Source organism: Mycolicibacterium setense (assembly GCF_000805385.1).
Classification (GTDB): Bacteria; Actinomycetota; Actinomycetes; order Mycobacteriales; family Mycobacteriaceae; genus Mycobacterium; species Mycobacterium setense.
In genome coordinates, this window is the sequence record NZ_JTJW01000005.1 from 437708 (window position 1) to 464237 (window position 26530).

At 68.3% G+C, this 26530-nt stretch carries 25 protein-coding genes; 19 read left to right on the top strand and 6 right to left on the bottom strand.

All coding sequences use genetic code 11. The annotated features are described in order from the left end of the window. Nucleotides 1-49: 49 nt before the first annotated feature. The gene (locus QQ25_RS08400) at nt 50-1009 is read right to left on the bottom strand and encodes a PDR/VanB family oxidoreductase (protein ID WP_101906227.1); all 960 of its coding nucleotides are present in this window, start codon (nt 1007-1009) and stop codon (nt 50-52) included. A 65-nt stretch (nt 1010-1074) separates the two neighbouring features. Here QQ25_RS08400 and QQ25_RS08405 point away from each other — a divergent pair, with 65 nt between their 5' ends. Next, nucleotides 1075-1719, top strand: a complete 645-nt coding sequence (locus tag QQ25_RS08405) for a TetR/AcrR family transcriptional regulator C-terminal domain-containing protein (RefSeq protein ID WP_234711877.1) — start codon at nt 1075-1077, stop codon at nt 1717-1719. Here QQ25_RS08405 and QQ25_RS08410 read toward each other — a convergent pair. Continuing rightward, nucleotides 1611-2594: a DMT family transporter gene (locus tag QQ25_RS08410; RefSeq protein ID WP_039378207.1), complete on the bottom strand. Its 984-nt coding sequence runs from the start codon at nt 2592-2594 to the stop codon at nt 1611-1613. The two genes, QQ25_RS08405 and QQ25_RS08410, sit on opposite strands and share 109 nt — an antisense overlap. Nucleotides 2595-2651: 57 nt before the next feature. On the opposite strand from QQ25_RS08410, the gene pdxR reads away from it, so the two are divergent. From pdxR to QQ25_RS08465, 11 genes are all read left to right on the top strand, one after another. Next, nucleotides 2652-4079: a MocR-like pyridoxine biosynthesis transcription factor PdxR gene (gene pdxR / locus QQ25_RS08415; RefSeq protein WP_039378208.1), complete on the top strand. Its 1428-nt coding sequence runs from the start codon at nt 2652-2654 to the stop codon at nt 4077-4079. Nucleotides 4080-4263: 184 nt separating this feature from the next. Continuing rightward, a complete protein-coding gene (locus QQ25_RS08420; protein ID WP_039378637.1) occupies nt 4264-5715 on the top strand; it encodes an NAD(P)H-hydrate dehydratase in 1452 nt (483 codons plus the stop codon). A 29-nt stretch (nt 5716-5744) separates the two neighbouring features. Continuing rightward, nucleotides 5745-7127 carry a glutamate decarboxylase gene (locus QQ25_RS08425; RefSeq protein WP_039378210.1) on the top strand — a complete coding sequence of 461 codons (1383 nt, stop codon included), beginning with the start codon at nt 5745-5747 and terminating at the stop codon, nt 7125-7127. Nucleotides 7128-7137: 10 nt separating this feature from the next. Then, on the top strand, nt 7138-7773 hold the full coding sequence (locus tag QQ25_RS08430; protein ID WP_039378211.1) for an AAA family ATPase: 636 nt from the start codon (nt 7138-7140) through the stop codon (nt 7771-7773). Nucleotides 7774-7820: 47 nt separating this feature from the next. Continuing rightward, nucleotides 7821-8990: an alanine racemase gene (gene alr, locus QQ25_RS08435; RefSeq protein ID WP_039378213.1), complete on the top strand. Its 1170-nt coding sequence runs from the start codon at nt 7821-7823 to the stop codon at nt 8988-8990. After that, complete coding sequence (locus QQ25_RS08440) at nt 8987-10075, top strand: alpha/beta fold hydrolase (protein ID WP_039378214.1); 1089 nt, start codon at nt 8987-8989, stop codon at nt 10073-10075. The genes alr and QQ25_RS08440 overlap by 4 nt, the downstream gene beginning before the upstream one ends. Next, on the top strand, nt 10068-10535 hold the full coding sequence (gene tsaE, locus QQ25_RS08445) for a tRNA (adenosine(37)-N6)-threonylcarbamoyltransferase complex ATPase subunit type 1 TsaE (RefSeq protein WP_039378217.1): 468 nt from the start codon (nt 10068-10070) through the stop codon (nt 10533-10535). The genes QQ25_RS08440 and tsaE overlap by 8 nt, the downstream gene beginning before the upstream one ends. Then, nucleotides 10532-11170, top strand: a complete 639-nt coding sequence (gene tsaB, locus QQ25_RS08450) for a tRNA (adenosine(37)-N6)-threonylcarbamoyltransferase complex dimerization subunit type 1 TsaB (RefSeq protein ID WP_039378639.1) — start codon at nt 10532-10534, stop codon at nt 11168-11170. The genes tsaE and tsaB overlap by 4 nt, the downstream gene beginning before the upstream one ends. After that, the gene (gene rimI / locus QQ25_RS08455; protein WP_039317103.1) at nt 11167-11628 is read left to right on the top strand and encodes a ribosomal protein S18-alanine N-acetyltransferase; all 462 of its coding nucleotides are present in this window, start codon (nt 11167-11169) and stop codon (nt 11626-11628) included. The genes tsaB and rimI overlap by 4 nt, the downstream gene beginning before the upstream one ends. Beyond that, nucleotides 11625-12659, top strand: coding sequence for a tRNA (adenosine(37)-N6)-threonylcarbamoyltransferase complex transferase subunit TsaD (gene tsaD, locus QQ25_RS08460; RefSeq protein WP_039378218.1), 1035 nt, complete (start codon nt 11625-11627; stop codon nt 12657-12659). The genes rimI and tsaD overlap by 4 nt, the downstream gene beginning before the upstream one ends. Continuing rightward, nucleotides 12656-13120 carry a nuclear transport factor 2 family protein gene (locus QQ25_RS08465; RefSeq protein ID WP_039317105.1) on the top strand — a complete coding sequence of 155 codons (465 nt, stop codon included), beginning with the start codon at nt 12656-12658 and terminating at the stop codon, nt 13118-13120. The genes tsaD and QQ25_RS08465 overlap by 4 nt, the downstream gene beginning before the upstream one ends. Here QQ25_RS08465 and QQ25_RS08470 read toward each other — a convergent pair whose 3' ends face one another. Together QQ25_RS08470 and QQ25_RS08475 are read right to left on the bottom strand one after the other, a co-directional pair. Beyond that, nucleotides 13121-14155: a PucR family transcriptional regulator gene (locus QQ25_RS08470; RefSeq protein WP_039378221.1), complete on the bottom strand. Its 1035-nt coding sequence runs from the start codon at nt 14153-14155 to the stop codon at nt 13121-13123. Nucleotides 14156-14267: 112 nt separating this feature from the next. Continuing rightward, the gene (locus QQ25_RS08475; protein ID WP_039378222.1) at nt 14268-15710 is read right to left on the bottom strand and encodes an APC family permease; all 1443 of its coding nucleotides are present in this window, start codon (nt 15708-15710) and stop codon (nt 14268-14270) included. A gap of 245 nt (nt 15711-15955) precedes the next feature. Here QQ25_RS08475 and QQ25_RS08480 point away from each other — a divergent pair, with 245 nt between their 5' ends. From QQ25_RS08480 to QQ25_RS08490, 3 genes are read left to right on the top strand one after another with little or no spacing between them, the layout of a single operon-like run. Next, on the top strand, nt 15956-18229 hold the full coding sequence (locus tag QQ25_RS08480; protein WP_052235711.1) for a propanediol/glycerol family dehydratase large subunit: 2274 nt from the start codon (nt 15956-15958) through the stop codon (nt 18227-18229). Continuing rightward, nucleotides 18226-18585, top strand: a complete 360-nt coding sequence (locus tag QQ25_RS08485; RefSeq protein WP_039317108.1) for a diol dehydratase small subunit — start codon at nt 18226-18228, stop codon at nt 18583-18585. The genes QQ25_RS08480 and QQ25_RS08485 overlap by 4 nt, the downstream gene beginning before the upstream one ends. Continuing rightward, nucleotides 18582-20249 (top strand): diol dehydratase reactivase ATPase-like domain-containing protein, encoded by a 1668-nt coding sequence (locus tag QQ25_RS08490; protein ID WP_082017457.1) that lies wholly within the window; start codon nt 18582-18584, stop codon nt 20247-20249. Before QQ25_RS08485 ends, QQ25_RS08490 begins: the two co-directional genes overlap by 4 nt. On the opposite strand, the gene QQ25_RS08495 is transcribed toward QQ25_RS08490, so the two are convergent. Continuing rightward, the gene (locus QQ25_RS08495) at nt 20184-21476 is read right to left on the bottom strand and encodes an HNH endonuclease signature motif containing protein (protein ID WP_082017458.1); all 1293 of its coding nucleotides are present in this window, start codon (nt 21474-21476) and stop codon (nt 20184-20186) included. The two genes, QQ25_RS08490 and QQ25_RS08495, sit on opposite strands and share 66 nt — an antisense overlap. 257 nt (nt 21477-21733) lie before the next feature. On the opposite strand from QQ25_RS08495, the gene groES reads away from it, so the two are divergent. The 4 genes from groES to QQ25_RS08515 all read left to right on the top strand — a co-directional run bounded on the left by groES (nt 21734) and on the right by QQ25_RS08515 (nt 25844). Then, nucleotides 21734-22036, top strand: a complete 303-nt coding sequence (gene groES / locus QQ25_RS08500) for a co-chaperone GroES (protein ID WP_036390082.1) — start codon at nt 21734-21736, stop codon at nt 22034-22036. A gap of 95 nt (nt 22037-22131) precedes the next feature. Continuing rightward, entirely contained in the window at nt 22132-23751 is a 1620-nt protein-coding gene (gene groL, locus QQ25_RS08505; protein WP_039378224.1) for a chaperonin GroEL, read from the top strand. A gap of 65 nt (nt 23752-23816) precedes the next feature. Continuing rightward, nucleotides 23817-25334: an adenylate/guanylate cyclase domain-containing protein gene (locus tag QQ25_RS08510; protein ID WP_039378225.1), complete on the top strand. Its 1518-nt coding sequence runs from the start codon at nt 23817-23819 to the stop codon at nt 25332-25334. Between the two features lie 30 nt (nt 25335-25364). Continuing rightward, entirely contained in the window at nt 25365-25844 is a 480-nt protein-coding gene (locus QQ25_RS08515) for an SRPBCC family protein (RefSeq protein WP_039378227.1), read from the top strand. A gap of 12 nt (nt 25845-25856) precedes the next feature. Here the strand turns inward: QQ25_RS08515 and QQ25_RS08520 are convergent, their stop codons facing one another. After that, on the bottom strand, nt 25857-26522 hold the full coding sequence (locus QQ25_RS08520) for a DUF6891 domain-containing protein (RefSeq protein WP_039378643.1): 666 nt from the start codon (nt 26520-26522) through the stop codon (nt 25857-25859). Nucleotides 26523-26530 lie beyond the last annotated feature (8 nt).

A 26530-nucleotide genomic window follows, 5' to 3' on the forward strand; every position in this document is an offset into this window, starting at 1 on the left:
GGGGAGTACGAATCCGCTGCTGTGCCTGTCGTTTTCACCATCGCCTCCATCACACGTCGAGAATGAGTCGGGGAGTTTGTGCCCGGGAAACACAGATGAACATGCGGTCGTTGGCGGCGCGCTCAGACTCGGAGAGAATGTCGTCGCGATGGTCGGGCACTCCGTCGACGACGCTGGTCTCGCAGGCACCGCAGATACCCGATCGGCACGACGACGGCACGTTGACCCCGGCGCCATCGAGGGCGGCGAGAATGCTCTGGCCCGCTTCGACTTTGACGGTTCTGCCCGATCTCTCGCACACCACCTCGATCGGCTTGTCGTCGGCAGCGGGCGCCCGTTTGCGCGGCTTGAAGCGCTCGAGATGCAGGCTGCCCGCCGGCCAGTGTGCGGTGGCGTCCTGCAGCGCCGACAACAGCGCCGAGGGGCCGCACGCATAGATCTCGGCTCCAGGCTGAACTTGAGCGAAGTGCTCGCTGAGCGGGATGCGGCCGTCGGCGTCAGAGGCATAGAAGCTCACGCGCGCTCCGTATCCGCGGAGTTCGTCCGAGAACGGCATCGAGGTCGCGGTGTGCCCGCCGTAGAGCAGTTTCCAGTCCGCGCCCCACGTTTCGGCCTGACGGATCATCGGGAGGATCGGGGTGATCCCGATGCCGCCGGCCACAAACGTGTATGAGGTGGCCCGGTGCAGCCCGAAGGTGTTGCGTAGGCCCGCGACCGTGAGGTGCTGTCCCGGCCGCAGGAACGCGTGTACGTACTCGGACCCGCCGCGGCTGGTGCGTTCCCGCCGCACCCCGATGCGGTAGTACGAGCGCTCGCCGACGGGCCCGCACAACGAGTACTGGCGTTGGATGCCGGTCGGCAGGACCAGATCGATGTGTGCGCCCGGCTTCCAGGTCGGCAGTAGCTCGCCGGATCGCGGCTGCAATTGCACGGACACCACGCCATCGGCCTCCCAGCGCAGCTGTCGTACGGAGACGCCGATCCCACCGGCTGCCAGTTCGCTTGTCACGCCATACCTCCTTTTGGATTAACAATGTTAATCGCAGGTCAGAGCGTAGTGATAACGTTGTTAACGTGTCAACCGCCCCGACTGGCCGCGATCGGGTGGCGCTGGCGAACCTGCCGGTGGACCGCGTGGTCGGAGAAGCTTTGGCGCTGGTCAACGAGGGCGGACTGGAATCGCTGACGATGCGCCGGCTGGCCGACCGGCTGCGGGCCCACCTCCCCACGATCTACCGACTCGTCGACGGCAAGGACGCGCTCATCGACGAGATGGCCGAGACGATTCTGGCCAAGGCGCTCGAAAACTCCGACACCGACGAACCACGATGGACCGATCGCGTCAAAAGTCTTGCCGCGGGGCTGCGTTCGGCTCTGCTGGCGCAGCGCGACGGAGCCCGCATCGTGGGCGGCAACTACGCCGCCAAGCGCGCCAACCTGACCTTCGTCGACACGCTCGTCGGCAGCATCCAGGCCGGCGGCTTGGCCCACGAACGCGCCTTGTGGGCCGCCAGTTCATTGTTCTGCTACGTCCTCGGTGAAGCCCTGGAGCAGCAGGGCGCCGCCGGCGGCGAAACCGAGACACTCGAAGGGGTGGTTCACGCCGGGGACTACCCACACCTCGCGTCCAGCCCCGTCGAGCAGTTGCTCGACTTCGATGCGCGATTCGACTTCGGGCTGAACCTGCTCATCTCGGGCATGTGTTCCGGCGAACGCTGAGCCTGCCCCGCTGCGCCGTTGCCGCCCAAGCCCAATGCCAGCCCGCAGGAGATCAGCGCGACGCCCGCCCACGCCGCCGCGCTGGGCATCGCCCCGACCACCGGTATGCCGATCACGCCGGCCGCGATGGGCGCGACCCCCGTGAGCAACCCGGCCCGGCCGGCGCCCAGCGTGCGCACACAGGTGTACCAGAGGATGAAGGCGACCGCCGTCACGCAGACGGCCAGATAGCCGATCGCCAGGAGCTCACCGGCATCGAAAGTGCTTGCCGCTCGGGGGCCTTCGGTGGCCAGCGCCAGCGCACCGAACATCACTGCCGCCATCCAGGTGGTGTGCACGGATACTCCGGAAGCACCGTGTGCGCCGAGAACCGGCACCGCCAGCAGCGTGAAGCCGGCTTCGCAGCCGAAAACGACCATGGCCCAGAGCAATCCGATGGCGTCGGCACGGCCCAGCCCTTCGACGATGACCGCGCCGATGCTGACCACGGCAGCCGCGGCGAGCACCCGGCTCCCCGGCCGGTGGCCCTCCAGCAGTGGTCCCACCGTCGCCAGCGCCAACGGTACGCACGCCACGGCGACGGCCAGCACCGCCGGTTCGGCATGGCGCGATCCGTACACCAGCGCCACGTTGAACAACACCAGGCCGGTCGCGGTGACGCCGAGTAGCCAGAACCACTCGTTGCCGCGGGGGCGGCGCAACGGGCGGCCGGTGAGCCGGACCCAGACGAGCAGCAGCACGCAGGCGACCGCGTAACGCAACGCCTGCGCGGTGTGCAGTGGCGCATGGGCAAGCACACCCGAGACCGCGACGCTGCCGCCGACGAACGTCATACCGAGGGCGCCGGACAGGCCGGCGCGGGCGGAGCTGGACATGCGCCCATCCTGCGGCCAACATGGTCCAACAAACAGAACCAAGTTTGGATACTTCTAATGGACCAAGTGGCGCGGGACGCGGTGGGCGCGGACTTTCTGCAACTCGATCCGGCGACCGCACCGGCACGCGGCTTGACCGACTGGCTCGCGGACGCGCTGCGTAGTGCGATCGCCGACGGGCGGCTGGCTCCCGGGACCCGGTGTCCCGCGACCCGGGTACTGGCCGGCGAACTCGCGGTGTCCCGTGGCGTGGTCGTCGAGGCCTACCGGCGGCTGGCCGACGAGGGACTGATCGGCGGGCGGGCCGGGGGCGGCAGCCACGTGCTCACGCGGCCGGTCCGGCCACCACAGCCCGAGCCCACGCCGGCGCCTTCGGTGTCTCGTCTGCCCCGCCCCCGCCTGCCGGTCGGTGAAGGGATCGACCTGTCGCCGGGAGTGCCCGATCTGTCGGCATTTCCGCGCAGTACGTGGCTGCGCGCCGAACGGGCGGTGCTGGCCGAGGCCGCACCCGAAGACCTCGGCTACGGCGATCCCCGCGGTCATCCCCGGTTGCGAGCGGCACTGGCCCCGTGGCTGGGCCGGACCCGTGGGCTGCGGATCGATGCCGACGAGATCCTGGTGGTCGCAGGTGTCGCCCAGGCGGTGGCGCTACTGGCCCAGCAGCTGCGCGACGAAGGACTCGACACCATCGCCGTCGAAGATCCAGGTTCGCGCGGGGCCGTCGACGAACTCGAGTACTGGGGCCTGCGCCCGGTGCCGGTTCCGGTCGACGGCGACGGCATCGTCGTCAGTGAGCTGAGTGCCACCGGTGCACCCACCGTCTTCCTGACCCCGGCGCATCAGTTTCCGACGGGCGTGGTGCTCAGCCCGCAGCGGCGGCGCGAGCTGCTCGAATGGAACGGCGAGCTGATCATCGAAGACGACTACGACGCCGAGTATCGCTATGACCGGGCGCCGGTGCCGGCGTTGCACCCGTCGGCACCCGATCGCATCGCGTATGCCGGCAGCACCTCGAAGAGCCTTGCGCCGGCCCTGCGACTGGGCTGGTTGACTGCGCCCCCGCAGCGTCGTCCGGACCTGGTGACAGCCAAGCACGCCACCGACCTCGGCAGCCCGACCGTGCCGCAGCTGGTGCTCGCGCGGCTACTGGAATCCGGCGAGTACGACCGGCATGTCCGGCTGGTCCGGGCGCGCCACCGGGCCCGGCGCGACGCCCTGCTGGACGTGCTTGCCACCGCGATGCCCGCCGCGACGGTGACGGGTGTCGCCGCCGGCCTGCACCTGCTCGTCACCTTGCCCGAGGACGTCGACGACGTCGCACTGGCCGACGATCTGCGTGACGCGGGTGTTCTCGTGCATCCGGTCTCCTGGCACCGGCGGCTGCCCGGACCGCCCGGATTGGTTCTCGGATACGCATCTCACCCACCGGACCGGTTGCGCGACGCCGCGTCCACGATCGCGCACATCGCCGGACGACGAAGCTGACCAGACTGCGCGAACGTGACGTCATGGTTGCTGCGGCGGTTCCTCATCAGCCGTGGCGTCACGTTCGACAAAACCTGAGACCACAGACCCGTGTCGGCAGCGAATCTCTGACCGTGTCGAGCAAACACACGTAACCTGTTGGCGCGCGGCAAAGTCGAACACACCTCGAGTGGAGCGGGAGCTGATGCAGTACTACTACTCGGCCGATGCGATCCGTGCCGCAGAGGCCCCACTGCTGGCATCGCTGCCCGACGGCGTGCTGATGGGCCGTGCCGCCTATGGGCTGGCGACGGCGATCGGTACCGAACTGAAGTTGCGCACCGGCGGTGTCGCGGGCCGGCGTATCTGCGCGGTGGTGGGGTCCGGCGACAACGGCGGCGATGCCCTGTGGGCGGCGACGTTCCTGCGCCGCCGCGGTGTGGCGGCGGATGCGGTGTTGCTCGATCCGGACCGGGCGCACGCCAAGGGCCTGGCCGCATTCCGGCGGGCCGGCGGCCGGGTGGTGTCCGGCATTTCGGCCGGAACCGATCTGGTGATCGATGGCGTCGTCGGCATCTCCGGACGCGGTGCGTTGCGCCCCAACGCCGCGGCGGTATTCGAGGCCAACACGGCGCCCGTGGTGGCGGTCGACATCCCCAGTGGCCTCGACGTGCAGACCGGCGCTGCCGACGGCCCACATGTGCGTGCCGCCCTGACCGTCACGTTCGGCGGTCTCAAACCTGTTCACGCACTGGGGGAGTGCGGTCGCGTCGAACTCGTCGACATCGGACTGGACCTGGCGCCCAGTGACCTTGCCGGATTCGAGGTCGCCGACGTGCGGGCGCGGTGGCCGATCCCCGGCCCGCATGACGACAAGTACACCCAGGGCGTGACGGGCGTGCTGTCCGGATCGTCGACCTATCCCGGGGCGGCGGTGCTGAGTACCGGCGCTGCCGTGGCCGCCACGTCGGGCATGGTCCGATATGCGGGAAGTGCTGCACCGCAGGTGCTTTCGCACTGGCCCGAGGTGGTCGCCGCTCCCAGTCCGCAGGACGCGGGCCGGGTGCAGGCCTGGGCAGTGGGGCCGGGGCTCGGCACCGATGAAACCGCAAGGTCTGCATTGCATTTCGCTCTCGAATCCGACCTGCCGGTGATCGTGGACGCCGACGGGCTGACGATGCTCGCCGCCGATCCCGGCCCGCTCACCGGACGCAGCGCGCCGACCGTGCTGACCCCGCATGCCGGCGAATTCGAACGGCTGGCCGGCAATCCGCCGGGCGCGGACCGGGTGGCGGCCACCCGAGACCTGGCGCACCGACTCGGAGTCACCGTGCTGCTCAAGGGCAACGTCACTGTCATCGCCGAGCCCGGTTCGGCGGGCAGGAGCGGAGCGACCGGGGGATCAGGCACTGCCACGACCTACCTCAACCCGGCCGGCCAGTCCTGGGCTGCCACAGCCGGATCGGGCGATGTGCTGACGGGGATCATCGGCGCACTGCTGGCCGCCGGACTGCCCGCCGGGGAAGCTGCCGCCGCGGCAGCCTTCGTCCATGCCCGCGCCGCCAACCTGTCGGCGGCCGACCCTGGCCCGAGCCCGGCGCCTACTTCGGCGTCGCGCATCCTCGCCCACGTCCGCGCCGCCATCGCCTCGCTGTAAACAATTCGCCGCAACGAAAAGGACTTGCCATGTCGCACAAGCACCATCGCGCCCCGCACATCTCACCGGCCTACACCGGCCGGTTGGCGATGGCGCCGGTGCCATCGCTGCGCTTGCCCGACGAGGCGATGGATCCGCAGGCGGCCTACCGGTTCATCCACGACGAGCTGATGCTCGACGGCAGCTCCCGGTTGAACCTGGCGACGTTCGTCACCACGTGGATGGATCCCGAGGCCGAGAAGCTGATGGCCGAGACGTTCGACAAGAACATGATCGACAAGGACGAGTACCCGGCCACCGCCGCGATCGAGGCGCGCTGCGTGAGCATGGTCGCCGACCTGTTCCACGCCGAAGATCTGCGTGACGACGATCCGTCCAGTGCTGTGGGCGTCTCCACGATCGGGTCCAGTGAGGCGGTGATGCTGGGCGGGCTCGCGCTCAAGTGGCGGTGGCGCGAAAGGGTCGGGAAAGACTGGAAGGGACGCACACCCAACCTGGTGATGGGCGCCAACGTCCAGGTGGTGTGGGAGAAGTTCTGCCGGTACTTCGACGTCGAGCCGCGGTACCTGCCGATGGAAGAGGGCCGCTACGTCATCACCCCCGAGCAGGTGCTCGACGCGGTCGACGAGGACACCATCGGCGTGGTGGCCATCCTGGGCACCACCTACACCGGCGAGCTGGAGCCGATCGCCGAGATCTGCGCGGCGCTCGACACGCTCGCCCAAGATAAGGGCCTCGACATCCCCGTGCACGTCGATGCCGCCAGCGGCGGATTCGTCGTCCCGTTCATCCATCCCGACCTGGAGTGGGATTTCCGGCTGCCGCGCGTGGTGTCGATCAACGTCAGCGGTCACAAGTACGGGCTGACCTACCCGGGCATCGGGTTCGTGGTCTGGCGCAGCAAGGAGCACCTGCCCGAGGATCTGGTGTTCCGGGTCAACTACCTGGGCGGTGACATGCCGACGTTCACGCTGAACTTCTCCCGGCCCGGCAACCAGGTGGTGGGCCAGTACTACAACTTCCTGCGGCTGGGCCGGGCCGGGTACACCCAGGTGATGCAGTGCCTGTCGCAGACGGCGCGCTGGTTGGGCGACGAGTTGCGCGACAGTGAGCACTTCGAGCTGATCACCGACGGTTCGGCCATCCCCGTCGTCAGCTTCCGGCTCAAGGGAAAACCGGGGTACACCGAGTTCGACGTCTCCGAGGGGTTGCGTTCCTTCGGCTGGCAGGTGCCGGCGTACACGATGCCCGAGGGCGCCACCGACGTCGTGGTGCTGCGGGTCGTCGTGCGTGAGGGTTTCTCGGCGGATCTGGCCCGGGCGCTCAAGGAGGACACGATCACCGTGCTCGGCCGGCTCGACAAGCTCAAACCACGCGGGGCGTTCGACGACCTGCAGCCGTTCGCGCACTAGCGTCGACGGCATGCTGCTGTGGATCAATGGACCGTTCGGGGTCGGAAAGACCCAGACCGCATACGAACTCAACCGTCGCCTGACCGGCAGCGTGGTCTGCGACCCTGAATTCGTCGGGTACGGCCTGCACCGCACCATGCCGCGTGAGCTGCGCAGGGACTTTCAGGACTTTCCGGCCTGGCGGCAAGGTGTTTTCGAGGTGCTGGACCACACCTTGCGACGGTACGACGGGCCGGTCATCGCACCGATGACCGTCTTCGAGCCGAGCTATTTTGCCGAGACGGTCGGCCGTCTGCGCGACGCGGGCCACGACGTCTTCCACTTCACCCTGTTGGCGCAGCGGGAAACGGTCGTGCAGCGGTTGGCCGACCGCGGGCTGGGCCTCGGGCGACTGCTGCGCCACGGCGGACCGAAGGAGCTGCCGCAATGGGGCGACACATTCGCGGTCGAACGGCTCGACCGTGGTCTCGAGAGTCTGTCGAGGCCGGAGTTCGCCGAACATATCTGGACCGACACCGTCGGAATACCCCAGGTGGCCGACCGGATCGCCGCCACCGCCGGGCTGACATTGGCGCCGAACACCGACGGCGAAATCCGGGCCCGAATGCGCCGGCTGGCAGTCACCGCGCGTCACATCCGGCTGTGATCTGCCTGGATGCGCGTCTCTGGGACAATGGTCGGCGGTGATATGACATGCAGACGACCGAACTCGAGACCTCGCTGACCCCGCACGCCTCGCCGCAGGCGGTGGTCGATCTCGGCGCGATCGATCACAACGTCCGCCTGCTGCGTGAACATGCCGGCAGCGCCCGGGTGATGGTCGTGGTCAAGGCCGACGGGTACGGGCACGGTGCCGTTGAGGTGGGCCGGGCCGCGCTGGCCGCCGGGGCGGCCGAACTCGGCGTCGTGACGATCGCCGAGGCGGTGGCACTGCGGGCGGGTGGGATCACCGCCCCGGTGCTGTGCTGGCTACACCCGCCGGGCACCGATTTCGCCCCGGCACTCGAAGCCGATGTGCAGGTTGCGGTGTCATCGGTCCGTCAGCTCGATGATCTGGTGGCGGCCGTGCACCAGACCGGCCGCAGCGCGACGGTCACGGTGAAGGTCGACACCGGGCTGAGTCGCAACGGCGTCAGCCCGGCTGATTTCCCCGACGTGATCGCGGCGCTGGGCCGCGCCCAGGCCGACGGGGCGGTCCAGCCGCGCGGCATCATGAGCCACCTGGTGCACGGTGACGAGCCCGAGAATCCGTTCAACGATCTACAGGGCAAGCGTCTCACCGCGATGCGGGAACAGGCCGCGGCCCAGGGCGTCGTGTTCGAGCTGGCGCACCTGTCCAATTCGCCTGCGGCCATGACCCGTCCGGATCTGGCGTTCGACATGGTGCGGCCCGGGATCGCGGTGTACGGCCTGAGCCCGATCCCGGAACGCGGCGACATGGGGCTGATACCCGCCATGACATTGAAATGCCCTGTCGCGCTGGTGCGTTCGGTGCACGCCGGGGACGGGGTGTCCTACGGTCACCGTTGGATCGCCGACCGGGACACCACGCTGGCGCTGCTGCCCGTGGGCTACGCCGACGGCATCTTCCGGTCGTTGAGCGGCAAGATCGAGGTGCTGATCAACGGCAGGCGCCGTCCGGCGGTCGGGCGGATCTGCATGGACCAGTTCGTCGTCGATCTCGGACCCGACGCCACCGACGTCACCGCGGGCGATGACGCCATCCTGTTCGGCCCTGGCACCCACGGTGAACAGACCGCCCAGGATTGGGCCGAACTGCTCGACACCATCAACTACGAAGTGGTGACCAGCCCGCGCGGCCGGATCACCCGCACTTATCTGCAGGCAGGTCGCGGGCGTTGAGTCGCAATGCTCAGTGGCTCGCCGGCGCGGCCGGGGTGACCGCTGTCGGCACGGTGGCGGGCAGGTCGGTGGCGCGGGCGCTGACCCGACGCAGAGCCGGCGAGGACCCTTACCTGGGTGAGGATTTCGAACGCCTCGATGCCGACCGCAGCTCGGTGGTGACCACTGTCGACGGGGTACCACTGGCGGTGCGGGAGGTCGGCCCCAACGACGCGCCGTTGACGGTGGTGTTCGCCCACGGTTTCTGTCTGCGCATGGGCGCCTTCTACTTTCAGCGCACCCGGCTGGCAGAACAGTGGGGTCCGCAGGTGCGGATGGTGTTCTACGACCAGCGTGGCCACGGCCAGTCCGGCGCCGCATCACCGGACACCTACACCGTGGAACAGCTCGGACGTGATCTGGAATCCGTTCTGGCCGTGACTGTCCCGCGTGGACCCGTGGTGCTGGTCGGTCATTCGATGGGCGGCATGACGGTGCTGTCCCATGCGCGGCAGTTCCCTGACCGCTATCCGAAGCAGATCGTGGGTGCGGCGGTGATCTCCTCGGCTGTCGAGGGTGTGGCCCGTTCACCGTTGGGGGAGATCTTGCGCAACCCGGCGCTGGAAGCGGTGCGGTTCGTGGCCCGTTATGCGCCGGGCGCCGCGCATCACACCCGCGGCGCGGCCCGGTCGGTGATCGGGCCGGTCCTGCGTGCGGCGTCCTATGGCGACGAGGCGGTCAGCCCGAGCGTGGTCGAGTTCTCCCAGCGCATGATGCACGGCACCTCGATCACCACGCTGGTCGAGTTTCTCCATGCGCTCGAGGTCCACGACGAGGCCGCGGCCCTGCGGGTGCTGGCCAAAGTGCCGACTCTGATCGCCTGCGGTGACCGGGATCTGCTCACGCCAATGGAATACTCAAAGGCCATGGCCGCACAGCTACCCCGCTCCGAGCTGGTGATCGTCGGGGGAGCGGGCCATCTGGTCCAGCTTGAGGAGCCCGTGGTGATCGATGACGCACTGGTCCGTCTGGTGGAGCGGGCCACCCCCTCCAAACTGGTCAGCCTCGGCCGCCGGGTCCGCGATCGGGTCATGTTCCGTGGCTGAGCGCAGCGCAGGCACGGCCCAGCTGGCCACCGCCGAGGACACCATCGCCCTGGGCGCCTCGCTGGGCGCCGGGCTCAAGGCCGGTGACGTGGTTGTGCTGTCAGGTCCCTTGGGTGCGGGCAAGACCGTGATGGCCAAGGGCATCGCGGCGGCCATGGATGTGGACGGGCCGGTGGTTTCGCCGACGTTCGTGCTGGCTCGGGTCCATCGCGCGCGGCAGGCCGGCCGTCCGTCGATGGTGCATGTCGACATGTACCGCCTGCTGGATCACCCCGGCGTCGACCTGCTGGGCGAACTCGACGCGCTCGATCTGGACACCGACCTGGACGACGCCGTGGTGGTGGTCGAGTGGGGCGAGGGCCTGGCTGAACGGCTGTCCGATCATCACCTGGACATCCGCATCGAGCGGGACACCGAAACCGAGACGCGCACGGTGATCTGGCAGTGGAGCGCCCCATGAACGTATTGACCATCGACACCGCGACGCCTGCGGTCAGTGCCGGTGTGGTCCGCCGTGCCGAGGACGGCACGGTGCAGGATCTCGCCGAGCGGGTGACCGTGGACGCCCGGGCTCACGCCGAACAGCTCACGCCGAACGTGCTGGGCGCCGTGTCCGAGGCCGGGATCTCTATTGCCGATATCGACGCGGTCGTCGTCGGTTGCGGACCGGGCCCGTTCACGGGACTGCGGGTCGGGATGGCCAGTGCCGCGGCATTCGGTCATGCCCTTGGCGTTCCGGTGCACGGGGTGTGCAGCCTGGATGGCATCGGCGTTCACACCGACGGCGACGTCTTGGTGGTCACGGATGCACGGCGCCGCGAGGTGTACTGGGCGCACTACCGCGGCGGGATCCGGGTGGACGGCCCCGCTGTCAACGCACCCGCCGATGTGGCAGCGGTACTGCAGACGTCGGTTGCGGCGGTGGCCGGTTCGCCCGAGCACGCCGCGCTGTTCGACCTTCCCAGGCTCGACGTCGTGTATCCGACGCCTGCGGGCCTGGTGCGCGCCGTCACCGATTGGGATGATCCGCAACCCCTGGTGCCGTTGTATCTGCGCCGCCCTGATGCGAAACCCTCTGCGGCGGTGCGGAAATGACAGTTTTCGATGCGCTGACCCCGGCCGATGCCGCGCGGTGCGCGGAGCTGGAGGCCAAGCTGTTCGTCGGTGACGATCCGTGGCCGGCCCGGGCATTCCTGGCCGAGCTCGACGCGAAGCACAATCGCTACATCGCGGCCCGCAGCGACGGAGTGCTGGTCGGCTATGCCGGTATCTCCCGGCTGGGCCGCATGCGCCCCTACGAGTACGAAATCCACACCATCGGCGTCGACCCCGAATTCCAGGGGCAGGGGATCGGGCGCCGGCTGCTGAGCGACCTGCTCGATTTCGCCTCCGGCGGAACGGTTTTCCTGGAGGTCCGCACCGACAACGAACCAGCCATCGCGCTGTACGAGAGCGTCGGATTCGTCAACATCGGCCTGCGCAAGCGGTATTACCGCGCCAGCGGGGCCGATGCCTACACCATGCAACGCCTTCCCCAAGGGAACCCGACGTGATCATCCTGGCAATCGAAAGTTCTTGTGACGAAACCGGAGTCGGTATCGCCGACCTCGCGATCGACGACAGCGGACGGCCGACGGTTTCTCTGTTGGCCGATGAGGTCGCCTCCAGCGTCGACGAGCACGCCCGCTACGGCGGCGTCGTCCCCGAGATCGCGTCGCGCGCACACCTGGAGGCGCTGGGGCCGACGATGCGCAGGGCACTGGACGCCGCTGGCATCGAGCGGCCCGATGTCGTCGCCGCGACCATCGGGCCCGGCCTGGCGGGGGCGCTGCTGGTCGGGGTGGCCGCCGCCAAGGCCTACGCGGCCGGCTGGAACGTCCCGTTCTACGGCGTCAACCACCTGGGCGGGCATTTGGCCGCCGACGTGTACGACCACGGGCCACTGCCCGAGAGCGTGGGTCTGCTGGTCTCCGGCGGGCACACCCACCTGCTGCATGTCCGATCACTGGGGGAGCCGATCATCGAGCTGGGCAGCACCGTCGACGACGCCGCCGGTGAGGCCTACGACAAGGTGGCCCGGCTGCTCGGGCTCGGCTATCCGGGCGGGCGGGTGCTCGACGAACTGGCCCGCACCGGAGACCGCGACGCAATCGTCTTCCCGCGCGGAATGACCGGGCCGCGCGACGATCCGTACGTGTTCAGCTTCTCGGGGCTCAAGACCGCGGTGGCCCGCTATGTGGAGGCGAACCCGGAAGCAGCGCAGGCCGATGTGGCCGCCGGGTTCCAGGAGGCCGTCGCCGATGTGCTGACCGCCAAGGCCGTACGCGCGGCCACCGACCTCGGGGTCTCGACCTTGCTGATCGCGGGTGGGGTGGCCGCCAACTCCCGGCTGCGTGAACTCGCCGAAGAACGCTGCGCGGCAGCGGGTCTGACCCTGCGGGTGCCCCGACCGCGCTTGTGCACCGACAACGGCGCCATGATCGCCTCGTTCGCGGCGCACCTGATCGCGGCCGGTGCGGCGCCCTCTCCACTCGATGCGGCCAGCGATCCGGGCCTGCCGGTGGTCAAGGGGCAGGTGGCATGAGCGCATCAACCGTCGCCGACAAGCTTGAGGTCACCGAACTGCTGTACCGCTATGCCGAGCTGATCGACGCCGGCGACTTCGACGGGGTGGGCCAGTTGCTGGGCCGGGCCACGTTCGGCGGCCCCGCATCGGGCAGCGTGGCTGGAGACCAGGCCATCGCGAAGCTCTTCGCGCACACCACCCGGCGGTTTCCCGACCATGGCAACCGCACCCGGACTCGCCATCTGGTGCTCAACCCGATCGTCGACATCGATGGCGAGCGGGCAACGGCCCGCTCGACCTTCTGCGTCGTCCAACAGACCGACACCGTGCCGCTGCAGCCCATCGTGGTGGGGCGCTACGCCGACGTGTTCGCCCGTGACGAGGATGGTTGGTTCTTCACCGAACGCAAGGTGGACGTGGAGATGGTCGGGGACGTTTCGGCGCATCTGGCCGTCGACCCGCGACAGTACGAGCGCTAGTCAGCGCGCTTCGTTGATCTGGTGAACCCGCACGCTGACCTCCAGCTGGAAACGGTCGGCGGGGTTCTTGAGTGACAGCCCGGTGAGTTCCTCGATGAGTTTGATCCGATACAGCAGCGAGTGCCGGTTCAGGAACAGCGCCCGCGCCGCCGCACTGGTGTTCGTGGCCTCGTCGAGCAGGATCTCCAAGGTGTGCACGAGTTGGCCACGCCGGGTCTTGTCGTAATCGACGAGTGGCTGCAGCGTTTGCAGGATGGTCGCCATGCTGCGGGGGTGCTGCCGCAGCACCTCGGCGAATTGCATCGGACCGGCCGGGCTCTCGGGCAGTGCCTGCGATACCGGTGCGGCGACGGCGACCGCGTGGCCATGTGCGGGTGCCAGCAGCGCCCAGGCCACCAGATCGTCGGGAAGCCGGCTGAGCCGCCGCGCGGAATCGACCAATCCGGATACCGTGGATTCCGTTGGGGCCGAAGAGAAATGGCTCATCACGAGGTCGTCGGTGACCGACGACGTGACCGTAAGGCCTGCGGCGAGCGCCAATTCGTGCAGCGCTTTGGCGAACCTGTCGGCGGCCTCGCTCCACAGGAAATTGTCGCGCACGCGGCGCCCGATGACCATCTGCACCCGGGTGTCCGGCGGGGACGGACTGACCAGCGGCAGCAGGGTCTTCTGGACGTCGGCGAAGGCAATCTCCCAGGGCAGCAGGACAAATGGGCAGCCATGCTTGTCGGCGAGGGGGATCAGCAGCTCGAGGAGATCGTGCGCGTCCACGTCCGGGGGAGGGCTGAGCACGATGCCGGCGGCCGGGGAGGACACCAAGGAGACGAGGAAGTCGCGCACACCCGGCTGGTGGATGTCGGCGCCCGTGGTCAGCACCAGGTCACCGGGACGGACGAAGTCCTCGGCCGGTGCGTGGATGATGTCCACCCAGTGGACCTCGCGGGACAGCCCGCGGTGCCCGGCGACCACCGAACCCTGATCCAGGGGTGGAATCGTCAAGACCGCCGCCACGTTCAGCGACGAGTCCTCGGACATGCCGCTTCCCTTCTGATCAACTGCTCGGCGGTGCGTCGAAGCCGACGGTATCAGCGACCAGTCGCGCCGGTGACCACCCGCTCGGCAGGTGGCCACCGACGCCGGGGTTTGTTCAGCCGACCGACGATATCGAGGCCAACTCCCCGGTGGACCGTCGGCTCAGCAGCATGCCGACTCCGAAGAACACCAGCGGCATCACACCGAAGATCGCCGCCAGGGTGGGCGTGCCACCGACCACCAGGGTCAGGTTGGACACCACCAGCACCAGGGCCGCCGCCAGGGCCAGCGTGGCGAACGAGGCCAGCACCACCTTCCCGGTCGAGTTGCCGCGCCGGACGAAGAAGATCACCACCGAGATCGTGGTCAGCAGCCACAGCAGTGCCAGCGCCAGGATGCCCAGGCCACCGCCCGGCCCGAAGATCTGCAACACCGGGTCCAGCTGCAGCGCGGCGCAGACACCCATCACCACAAACGAGGCCACGGTGATGACCAGCGAGGCGTTCGACGGGGAGCCGTGACGCTCGTGCACCTCGCCGACCTTCTTCGGGAAGACACCGCTCTGCCCCAGCACGAACGCGTACCGCGACGCGATGTTGTGGAAGGCCAGGGCACACGCGAAGACGCTGACCGACCACAGGATGGTGTTCAGATCGCGTCCGACCATGCCGAGGTACTTGCCCGCGGTGTTCACCATGAAGTTGTCGGGGTCGTCGGTGGCCAGCTTGATGGCGTCGTGCCCGCCGTTGCCCTCGACGAGGGCCCAGCTGGTGAAGGCGTAGAAGACGGCGACGATACCCACCGCCCAGTAGGTGGCCCGGGGCACCGTGCGATCGGGATCCCTTGCCTCGTCCCGGAAGACCGCGGTCGCCTCGACACCGACGAACCCCCACAGCGCGTACAGCAGCGCGATGCCGAAGCCGCCGGCGATGCCCTGCGGCGTGAACGAGTCGCCGGTGAGGCCGTGCTCACCGCCGCGCACCACGATGACCAGATCCACCACCATGAGGATCGCGACCTCGGACACCAGGAAGACACCGAGCACCTTGGCGCTCAGATCGATGTCGCGGTAGCCGAGCCAGGCGACGGCCGCCAGCACCAGCCCGGTCAGCAGCCACCATGGGACATCGGGGCCACCGAAGCGCGTGATCAGCTCGTTGAGGATGACGCCGTCGTAGGCGGACACGGCGATCAGGGTCGCCATGTAGGCGGGGAGCGCGAGGACGGCCGCACCGGTACCGGCCGCCCGGCCCAGCGACTCACGGATGTAGGCGTAGAAGGCGCCGGCGTCGGTGACGTACTTCGACATCGCGACGAAGCTGGCCGCGAACAGTCCGAAGATGACGCCCGCGACGATGAAGGCGACCGGGATGCCGGTGGTGTTGCCCAACGCCATCGCGATCGGCACGTTGCCGCCGATGGTCGACAGCGGCGCCGACGCGGCCACGACCATCAACACGATGGCGGGCACGCCGAGGTGCCCACGCAGTTTGGCCGGACGGCCGGCCGATGACGTATCAGGTGCGGGCTGGTGGTCCGCGTTGACAACCTCGGTCATGGGTTGATTCCTCCTAACTGCCGGTCGCAGGTGGCGGCCGGGTGAAGTCCGGGGCAAGTTTGCGAGAACCACGGGCCGCTCCGCCAGCGCAGTCGATCACTTTCCAACACCTTGTTGTAAGCCAGTTCACATCGGCCCCGCCGGTGTCACACACATTGTTGGAAGGTGCCGAGCGGACGTTGTTTCCGCCGCGGCATTCAGTTGATGCTTGGCCGGTCACGCGACAGAGAGGTACGACGACCGCCATGAACCCGGACAGCAGCGACACCGAGCAGGATCACCGGCTGGGGCGCATCCGGCTGCTGGATGAGCAGCGCGTCAACTTGGACGGATTCGCCCAGGCGGACCCCGAGCTGGGCATGATCTCGCACCTGTCGCCCCACGACCCGGAACCGTCCTGGAAGGTGGCCGACGACGGCACCGTGCTGGAGATGGATTCGAAGGCCGCCGCCGACTTCGACACCATCGACGAGTTCATCGTCCGCTACGCCGTCGACCCGGCGGAGGCACCGCGGTCGATGGCGATGAGCGAGGTCGAGTTGGCCCGGATGATCGTCGACTCGGCTGTGCCGCGCGAGGAGGTGCTGCGCGTCTGCGGTGGACTGACCCCGGCCAAGATGGCCCGGGTGGTCGCCATCCTCCAGCCCGTCGAGATCCAGATGGCGATGATGAAGATGCGTGCCCGCCGCACGCCCGCGAACCAGGCGCATGTCACCAACCGCCTCGACGACCCCCTGCTCATCGCGGCCGACGCCGCCACCGCCGTCGTCTACGGGTTCCGCGAACTGGAAGCCACGGTCCCGGTGCTCGACGACGCCCCGGCCGTCGCGGTGGGTCTGCTGATCGGTTCCCAGGTGCCCGCTCCTGGGGCGCTGACGCAGTGCTCCGTCGAGGAGGCCCGCGAGCTGGAACTCGGGGTGCGCGGGCTGGTGTCCTATGCCGAGACGGTGTCGGTGTACGGCACCGAGCAGGTGTTCACCGACGGTGACGACACCCCGTGGTCGAAGGCGTTTCTCACCTCGTCCTACGCCTCTCGCGGTATCAAGATGCGGCTGTCCAGCGGGGCGGGCTCAGAGGTGCTGATGGGGCAGGCCGAGCGCAAGTCGATGAACTACCTGGAGTCGCGCTGCGTCGCACTGGCCAAAGGCATTGGGGCACAGGGCGTTCAGAACGGCGGCATCGACGGCGCCTCGATCACCGCGTCGGTGCCGGGCGGTGTCCGCGAACTCATCGCCGAGAACCTGATGGTCATGCTGCGCGGGCTCGAATCCTGCAGCGGAAACGACTCGCTGGTGTCCGAGTCGACGATGCGCCGAACCAGCCGGACCTTGCCGGTGCTGCTGTCGGGGTCGGATTTCATCTTCTCCGGATTCGGCTCGGTGGTGGCCTACGACAACATGTTCGGCCCGTCCAACTTCAATGCCGCCGACCTCGACGACTATCTGGTGATGCAGCGCGACTGGGGTGTCGACGGCGGGCTGCGGTCGGTGGACCCGACCACCCTGGAAGCCATGCGCCGTCAGGCCGCCGAGGCCACCCGGGCGGTGTTCGAATATCTGGGGCTCGCCGATTTCGACGATGACCATGTGGAAGCCGTTGTCGGGGCGGAAGGTTCCAAGGATCTACCCGACACCGACGGGGTGAAGGTGCTCAGCGCCGCCCGGATGATCGAGCAGTCGGGCCTGACGGTGCTCGACATCGTCGCCGCGCTCGCCGAGACGGGGTTCACCGATATCGCCGAGCGGGTCCTGGGGATGGCCAAGGCCCGTGTGACCGGCGACTATCTGCAGACCGCGGCGATCTTCGACGAGCAGATGAATGTGCTCTCGGCCCTGCAGGATCCGAACGACTACCGCGGCCCCGGCACCGGATACCGGCCGACGGCGGAGCGCCAGGCCCAGATCGACGCGGTGCGGCAGGCGCGGTCGGTGACCGACCTTGTCAAGGAGCAGGCGACCTTCGCCGATCCTGATCGGCTGGTCGTGCGCGGCCCCGCGGGGGTGGGCGACGATCCCCGTGAGGTCGTCATCGGGGTGTCTCCGGCGTTCGGGGTCAAGCTGTTTCGCACCCTGTCGGGCATGGTCGTCTACGACGCGCTGGAGCAGATCCTGGCCGGGCTGGAGGAGGAGCAGTGCGTGCCGCGCCTGGTCCGGATCGCCGATTCCGTGGATCTCGGGGTGATCGGCAAATCCGCGGCCCGGCTGTCCGGATCCGGAATCGGTGTCGGGCTGCAGGCCAAGGGCACCACGCTGATCCACCGTCGCGATCTTCCGCCGCTGGCCAATCTCGAATTGCTCAGTGTCGCACCGCTGATCACGCCGGAGATGTACCGGCTGATCGGTATCAACGCCGGCAGGCACGCCAAGGGCGCGACACCTGCCCCGATGCGCAACGCGTACACCGACGAGGCGATCACCGCCCGGTACCACACCAGGGTGGTCTCGATGGTGGCCATCGAGCGATCCGAATGCGATCGCGACGATCGCGGCGTGAACATGGAATTGGAGCTCAAGCGATGACGATCACCGCCCACTCGGGCCGCAGCCTCGCCGAGGTGACGGTCGAGGCTGCCCGCAACGGCGACCTGGTGCTCGACGACATTCGGGTGAGCCGGGAAACCTTGCTGGCACAAGCGGATACCGCGCAGCGCTCGGGCTCTGCGCAATTGGCGATGAACCTGCGGCGGGCCGCTGAGATGACCGCACTCACCTCTGAGGAGATGCTGTCCGCCTACGAGGCGTTGCGGCCTCACCGGTCGAGCTTCGCCGAGCTCGAGGAATTGGCGCAGCGCCTCGCGGACCGCGACGCGCCGACGTGTGCGGCACTCGTCCGGGAGGCGGCCACGGCCTATCAGCGGCGCGGCCTGCTGCGGTGACCGTCTGGGCCGGTGTCGACATCGGCAACTCCACCACCGAAGTGGTGCTCTGCCGGATGGTCGACGAACTCGTGGTGCTGGCCAGTGCCCGCACCCCGACCCGTGGTGGCAAAGGTTCGCCGCGGGCGGTGCAGGGCGCTGCTCAACTGGTGAGGCGGCTGGCCGAGGCGCACGGGCTGGTGATCGAGCAGGCCGCGTTCGCTCCGACCCCGCCCGTTCGGTCGACGGTCGAACAGGTCCAACTGGAGACGCAGCGGACAGGCAGGCTCACGATCGTCACCCGGTCGGCTGCCACCACCGCAGGCGATGCGGTCGGTGTGGGGCAGCCGGTTCCGGTCGAGTGCCTCGATGACGTCGAGCCCGGTTGCCCGGTCGTCGCCTGCGCGGCGGCGCAGTGGGGTTACCGCGAGGTCGCGCTGCGGGTGAATGACGCGGTGGCCCAAGGGTGCAACGTCACGGCGGTGCTGACGGCCAACGATGAGGCCGTGCTGGTGTCGAATCGGCTGAGCGCGGCACTGCCTGTCGTCGATGATGTCGACGTCACGGCACTGCTCTCGGCAGCCCGCGTCGCGGTCGAAGTGCGCCAGGGCGTCGCGCCTCTGCAACGGCTCACCGATCCCTTCTGGCTCGCCGACGTGTTCGGCCTCAGCGATGCCGAGCGGGTGGATGCGCGGGTGATCGCCGATCAGCTCTTCGACAGTGCGTGCGCGGTGGTCACTCTCGGCGATGCCGAGCCTGCGGTTTCCGCGCCGGTGGCCCAGCCGGCGGGGGAGCGTGCCCACGTGGTCCGCCTTGCCGATATCGCGGCGCAGGCCAATTCACGCCGAGGATCGGTCGCCGTGGACAGTCTGGTGGTGGCGAACATGGCCGGGGCGCAGGAGCCGCCGGCGGGAGCCGACGAGCTGGCCGGGGCGCTGGGCGTACCGGTGACGCGCGTCGACTCGGAGGCCGCGGCAGCCCGCGTCGGCGCCCTCACCACTCCCGGGATCACCCCTGACGTCGTCGTTGTGGACGTCGGCGGTGGCACCGTCGACGTCGTGTCCGACGGGTCCCGCATCGTGTTGCCGGGGGCAGGACAGCTGCTGACGGCGGCGACGGCCACCGCACTGGACATCTCCCGAAGCGCCGCCGAATACGCCAAACGCGCCGAGGCGGTCACGGCCGTCACCGTTCAGCTCATCGAGGACGAACACGGCCGGCGGCAGTTCTTGGACACTCCGGTCAGTGGGCGGTGCAGCGGATGGCTGCTGACGGCGGCCCCCAGTGGTTGGCTGCCCTTCACGTCCCGGCTGTCGGGGGCCGAGTGGCGCAGTTGGCGCCTGGCCGCCAAACGGCAGGTGATCGGCGGCAACGTGATGCGGGGCATCGAGCAGGCGGCACCCGGAGTGACCGGGGTGCTGCTCGTCGGAGGCGGCGCCAGTGACGACGAGCTGGTCCGTGCGGTCAGCGAACAGCTAGGCCACCACGTGAGTGTGGGACGCGGAAATGTGGCAGGTCAGCTGGGGCACCGGTTCGCGGTGGCCTACGGGCTGGTGGCCATGGCGGCGCGGATGCCGGGCGGTCGGCCGCGGGATGAAGAGCTGGACCGGGTCGACCGGTCAGGCGGCAGCGTGAATGCGCACGACGTGGATGTCGCTGGCGAACACCCGGGCGCCGGTGGGTAGCGGCGGGGCGGTACTTCGATAGGTCCGGCCGGTCGGCGTGGTGAGTTCTGTGGTGTGCCGGCCGTAACCGTCGTAGGTGGTCGCGGTCTGCCACCCGGGGCTTTCCTTTGCGTAATTGCAGCGTTCGCAAAGCCCTTGCCCGTTGACGGAGGTGGTCGCGCCACCGTCGGCGTGCCGGGTGATGTGGTCGATGTGCCGGATGGGGGCGTCGCAATACGGCGTGCGGCACTTTTGGTCACGCATGGCGATCAGCCAGCGCAGCCCCTTGGGGAACGCCCGGGCGGTGGACTCCATGGCGACCAGGTTGCCGGTGGCCGGATCGGCGTAGAGCTTGCGCACCGCGGCCTCGGCCTGGGGGTCCAGCAGCGCCGCCAAGGCCATCTGTCGGGCCACCTCTGCCGGGATGGGGCCGTATCCCTGCAGCACCGCCGATTCGGAACCCTGGGCCAACAAGCTCTCGTCGGAGACCACCAGGTTGAGCGCGACCGGGACCGCGGCTTCGACCTCACGCCCGGTGACCCGTCGGTAGAAGGCATCGGCCATCAACGGGCCTCGCCCCTGGCATCCACCTCCGGCGGCGATCGAGGCGGCCCCGGCGGCGGCGGCCTCCGCCTGCAGCGCTTGATAGGCCGTAACGCCTTCTGCGGAGGTCAGCAGCGCCGTCACGTACGCCATGCCGTGCGGGGCCGGACGCAGCGTGACAGCGCGATCGCACTGATGGCGGCTGATGCGCGCCATCACCGCGTCGTGGTCGAGCCGAAAAGCCACCCGCCCGGCCTCAGCCTCAACCTTTTTGTCCCCCAGACCATCGAGCACGGCAGGATCCGCGCACAGTTCGGCGTCCATCGCCTGTCGATCTGCTGGTGAGAGGCAGGCGGCCTGGTCCGCGATGATCATCGCCCGGTCTTCGGTAAGCACGCCGGACTGCAGAGCCGCGAGCGTGTAGGGCATGTCGTCGACCAGGATCCTGGACATCTTCAGATACTTGGCCCCGTGCCAAGGGGAGGACTTGCGGGCCAGCCCCACCTCGGATGCCAGCCCTTGAGCGCGTCTGGCGGCAGGCACACCCTCAGCGGCCTTACGGGCGAGGCGCTTGGCTTCCAGCATCGTCGTCACTCTGGCCTGTGCCGCGGCAATGCCGGCGGTCGCGCGGGTCATCGCAGCTAGCTGGTCGATCAACGCCGCCTCCGTGGCGTCGGGGTCGATGTTCCAACTAACTTCGAACATGTGTTCGAGTATAGCACCGTTCACTGACTCCATCTTTTTGACAGGGTTTCAGCCCACGGATGAGTTCGCGGGCGGCGCACAACCCACCCTTGAGTGCTAGCACTCGCATGTATAGAGTGCTAGGTGGCACGCGGCCTACCCCAGCGCCGGCACCCGCGACGACGGAGCGAGGGCACGGACGCATGCCGAACACCTGGTTAACCCCGAGGGCCCCGGAGCACACCGGGACTCGATACCCGAACAAGTGGAGGGCTTCCATCGTGGCAGTCAACATCAAGCCACTCGAGGACAAGATCCTCGTTCAGGCCAATGCGGCCGAGACCACGACCGCTTCCGGTCTGGTCATCCCCGACACCGCCAAGGAAAAGCCGCAAGAAGGCACCGTCGTCGCAGTTGGCCCCGGCCGCTGGGATGAGGATGGCGAGAAGCGGATCCCCCTGGACGTTGCCGAGGGCGACACCGTCATCTACAGCAAGTACGGCGGCACCGAGATCAAGTACAACGGCGAGGAGTACCTGATCCTCTCCGCGCGCGACGTGCTGGCTGTCGTCGCCAAGTAGTTCCGTAAAGGACCTCGTGTAACCGCCCCGGAGATCCCCGTGTTCATTGCGGGCGATATCCGGGGCGGTATGCGTTCTCAAGCAGAAAGACATCTATGAGCAAGCAGATTGAGTTCAACGAGACTGCGCGCCGGGCGATGGAATCCGGTGTCGACAAGCTCGCCGACGCGGTCAAGGTGACTCTGGGTCCGCGCGGTCGGAACGTGGTGCTCGCCAAGGCTTTCGGTGGACCGCAGGTCACCAATGACGGTGTGACCATCGCGCGCGAGATCGACTTGGAAGACCCGTTCGAGAACCTCGGCGCCCAGCTGGTGAAGTCGGTGGCCACCAAGACCAACGACGTCGCAGGCGACGGCACCACCACCGCCACCGTGCTGGCACAGGCGCTGGTCAAGGCCGGCCTGCGCAACGTCGCCGCCGGTGCCAACCCGATCGCGCTGGGTCTGGGTATCGGCAAGGCCGCCGACGCGGTGTCCGAGGCCCTGCTGGCCGCGGCCATCCCGGTCAACGACAAAAAGGCCATCGCCCAGGTCGCCACCGTGTCCTCGCGCGACGAGCAGATCGGCGAGCTGGTCGGCGAGGCCATGACCAAGGTCGGTCACGACGGTGTGGTCACCATCGAGGAGTCCTCGACGCTGAACACCGAGCTCGAGGTCACCGAGGGCGTCGGCTTCGACAAGGGCTTCATCTCGGCCTACTTCGTCACCGACTTCGATTCTCAGGAAGCGGTCCTCGAAGACGCGCTGGTGCTGCTGCACCGCGACAAGGTCAGCTCCCTGCCCGACCTGCTGCCGCTGCTGGAGAAGGTCGCCGAGGCAGGCAAGCCGCTGCTGATCATCGCCGAGGACGTCGAAGGCGAGGCCCTGTCCACGCTGGTGGTCAACGCCATCCGTAAGACGCTCAAGGCCGTCGCCGTCAAGGCGCCGTTCTTCGGCGATCGCCGCAAGGCGTTCCTCGACGATCTGGCGATCGTCACCGGTGGCCAGGTCGTCAACCCCGACGTGGGCCTGGTGCTGCGTGAGGCCGGCCTGGACATCCTGGGCTCCGCCCGGCGCGTGGTGGTCACCAAGGACAGCACCGTGCTCGTCGACGGCGGCGGTTCTGCCGACGCGGTCGCCGATCGGGTCAAGCAGCTCAAGGCCGAGATCGAGACCACCGATTCGGACTGGGATCGGGAGAAGCTGCAGGAGCGGCTGGCCAAGCTGTCCGGCGGCGTCGCGGTGATCAAGGTCGGCGCGGCCACCGAGACCGACCTGAAGAAGCGCAAGGAAGCCGTCGAGGACGCCGTCGCGGCGGCCAAGGCTGCCGTCGAGGAGGGCATCGTCACCGGTGGTGGCTCCGCACTCGTGCAGGCTCGCTCTGCCCTCGACAAGCTGCGCGGCGAGGTCAACGGTGACGAGGCCCTCGGTGTCGAGGTGTTCTCCTCGGCGCTGTCGGCCCCGCTGTACTGGATCGCCACCAACGCCGGCCTGGACGGCTCGGTCGTGGTGAACAAGGTCAGCGAGCTGGCCAACGGCCAGGGCTTCAACGCCGCCACCCTGTCCTACGGTGACCTGGTCGCCGAGGGCATCGTGGACCCGGCCAAGGTGACCCGCTCCGCGGTGCTCAACGCCGCATCCGTGGCGCGCATGATCCTGACGACCGAGACGGCCGTCGTGGACAAGCCTGCCGAGGACGAGGACCACGGGCACGGCCATCACGGCCACGCCCACTAGAAGCAGCTCACGAGAAGTAGTACGAAACACCCCCGGCCACCAGGCCGGGGGTGTTTCGTTTCGGCATGGACCGGATCTTTCAGTGGGTGTGGGATCGGTATGGGCCGGTGTATTCCTGGGCGATCTGCGTACTGGTCTACCTGGCCGGGCTGTCGGTCCACCTCGCCTTCCCGTTGATCATCGTCGCCTTCGAGGGATCCGATATTTACCTGGAGGCGGCCGTCATCACCGGTGTCGCCATGCTGGTGCGGGCCTACCTGCTGGTACTTCCCGGCTCGAAGTCGTTGCGGCTGATCGAAAACTGGGCGGCGGGCCGCGAGGTCGATCCGATGGACGCGCTGCGCGCCACCTACACCTACGCGCGGCGGACGACTGCCCGGGTGCTGGCAACCGATGTGGCCTGGGCGCCGTGCGTCGCGGTCGTGGTCGCAACGCTCGCCGGCGCGACGGGGTGGCGGCTGGTCCAGTATGGGATTGTCGGTGCCGCGTACGGCGCGGCCACGGGACTGTTCGGTGTGCACAGCTTCACTGAGGGGTCGCTCAGGCCGGCCAGGACAGCCGTCGCCGGTGACACGGGAATCGGCGATTCCCTGCCGCGCTCTCACCCGACTTTTGCCGCGTGGTCCCACCTCACCATGCTCGCGATGGCGTTCGGATTCTCCACCGGTGCCGCCATCATGGCGTCGGTGATCGACCGCGCCCGTGAGGACCCCCTCGTCTCCCTGGCGATCGGGTGTGCGTTGACGCTGATTGCCGGGCCGGTCGCGGTCATGGCGATCGCTCCCTTCCTGCGACCGATCCGGGATCTCGCCGAGGGGACTGAACGCGTGGCCGCCGGCGACTACGGCCAACGCCTGCCCGTAGTCCAGGACGACGACCTGGGTGCGCTGTCGGCCTCGTTCAACCGCATGCAGGCGGGTTTGGCTGAGCGGCAACGACTTCAGGCCGCGTTCGGGACCTATGTCGATCCGGCTTTGGCGGCGCGGCTGCTTGAGCAAGGTGACGACATATTCACCGGTGAGCGTCGGGATGTGACGGTGTTGTTCGTCGACATCCGCGATTTCACGCCGTTCGCCGAGACCAACAGTGCTGAGGACACCGTTGCCCGGCTCAACGCGCTGTTCGCGATCGTGGTGCCCGCGGTGGTCGACGCCGGTGGGCACGTGAACAAGTTTCTCGGCGACGGTGCCCTCGCGGTCTTCGGTGCCCCGAATGTCCTTGCGCGTCATGCCGATGCGGCGGTGAGCGCCGCTGTGGTGATTGATCGGCTTGTCGGTGAGGGATTCGGTGGTGAGCTTCGGATCGGGATCGGCATCAACACCGGTGTGGTGATCGCCGGGACCATCGGTGGCGGAGGCAAGCTGGAATTCACGCTGATCGGCGATGCCGTCAATGTCGCCGCACGCGTCGAGCAGCTCACCAAGACGACCGGTGACTCGATCCTGCTGACCCAGCCGACCGTCGACGCATTGAACGTGCGCCCGCCCGGACTCACCGACCGGGGGTTTTACGAACTGAAGGGCAAGGCGGCCGCGGTAAAGGTTTTCGGCCTCGCGGCGGCCAGCACTGAGACTGCGCGATGAGTTTGTGCGCCGCACTCAGTCGGTACGGGTATGACTGACGACACCATGAGCACCGCGTGCACCATCAACGCGCCGGCCGACACCGTGTTCGGGGTACTGGCCGACCCGACCACCCATCAGGCGATCGACGGCACCGGCTGGGTGCGGGAGTCCCTCGACGGCAAGCAACTGACCGAAACGGGCCAGGTCTTCCGGATGGCGATGTACCACGACAATTACGGCGGCATGCACTACGAGATGGCCAACCGGGTCGAGGTTTTCGATCCTCCCCGCGCGATCGCATGGTTGCCGGGCCAAGGGGCTGACGACGCCAACCTCGAGTTCGGCGGCTGGATCTGGCGTTACGACCTCGAGCCCGTCGGTGACGACCGGACGACGGTGACGCTGACGTACGACTGGTCGGCGGTGCCGCCCGCGCTTCGAGAACACATCGAGTTCCCCCCGTTCGACCGGCAGCACCTGGACAACTCGCTCAAGCACCTGGCCGAGCTGGCACAGGATCGGGCGTAGCCGTCACGAGGCTCAGGCCTCGATCGGTGCGTACCAGTCGGCGTTGGTGAGCAGCACCCGCGTCCCCAGATCGCGGTTCCACTCGGGTTCGATGCCGTGGCGCCGCACGATGGGAAACACGATGTCGTCGAGCATCTGGGTCACGTCGCGGAAGTACAGGTCCTCCTTGGACTCATCGCTGAGCCGGTTGTACGCCTCCTCGTCGAAGTTCTCCGGCGCGAACGCGCCGTAGCCGACATAGGTGGAGCCGTCCTCGACGAGGCGTTCGGTGTCCTGGTTGTGGAAGTAGATGAAGCCCGTCCAGTGGCGGCTGTCGTCGCGCTCGTCACCGATCTCGGCCGACGCGCAGGTGCCGCAGCACGAGAAGTCGGCACCGGCGACGACGCCATTGGCGTTGAGCTCCTCGAAGGCCGCCTGGGTGCGCGACTGGTAGTCGCCGAGTTCGGCCTGCTGGCGTAGTCGCGCCTCGCGCAGGGCGGAGAAGGCAGCCGTCAGTTGCTCGTCGGTGAGTTCGTAGTCGTCGGCGTAGATCTCGAGGAACTCGTCGACGTCGTCGTTGCCGGTGACCAGCATGCGCCAGATCTCGGTAGTGAGCGTCGCGCGATCCTCGTCGTCGAGCGGGAGGCCGGGGAGCACGGCGTGGGCGGGTATGACGTTCGGGTTCGACGGTGCGCTCATGGCGCCGG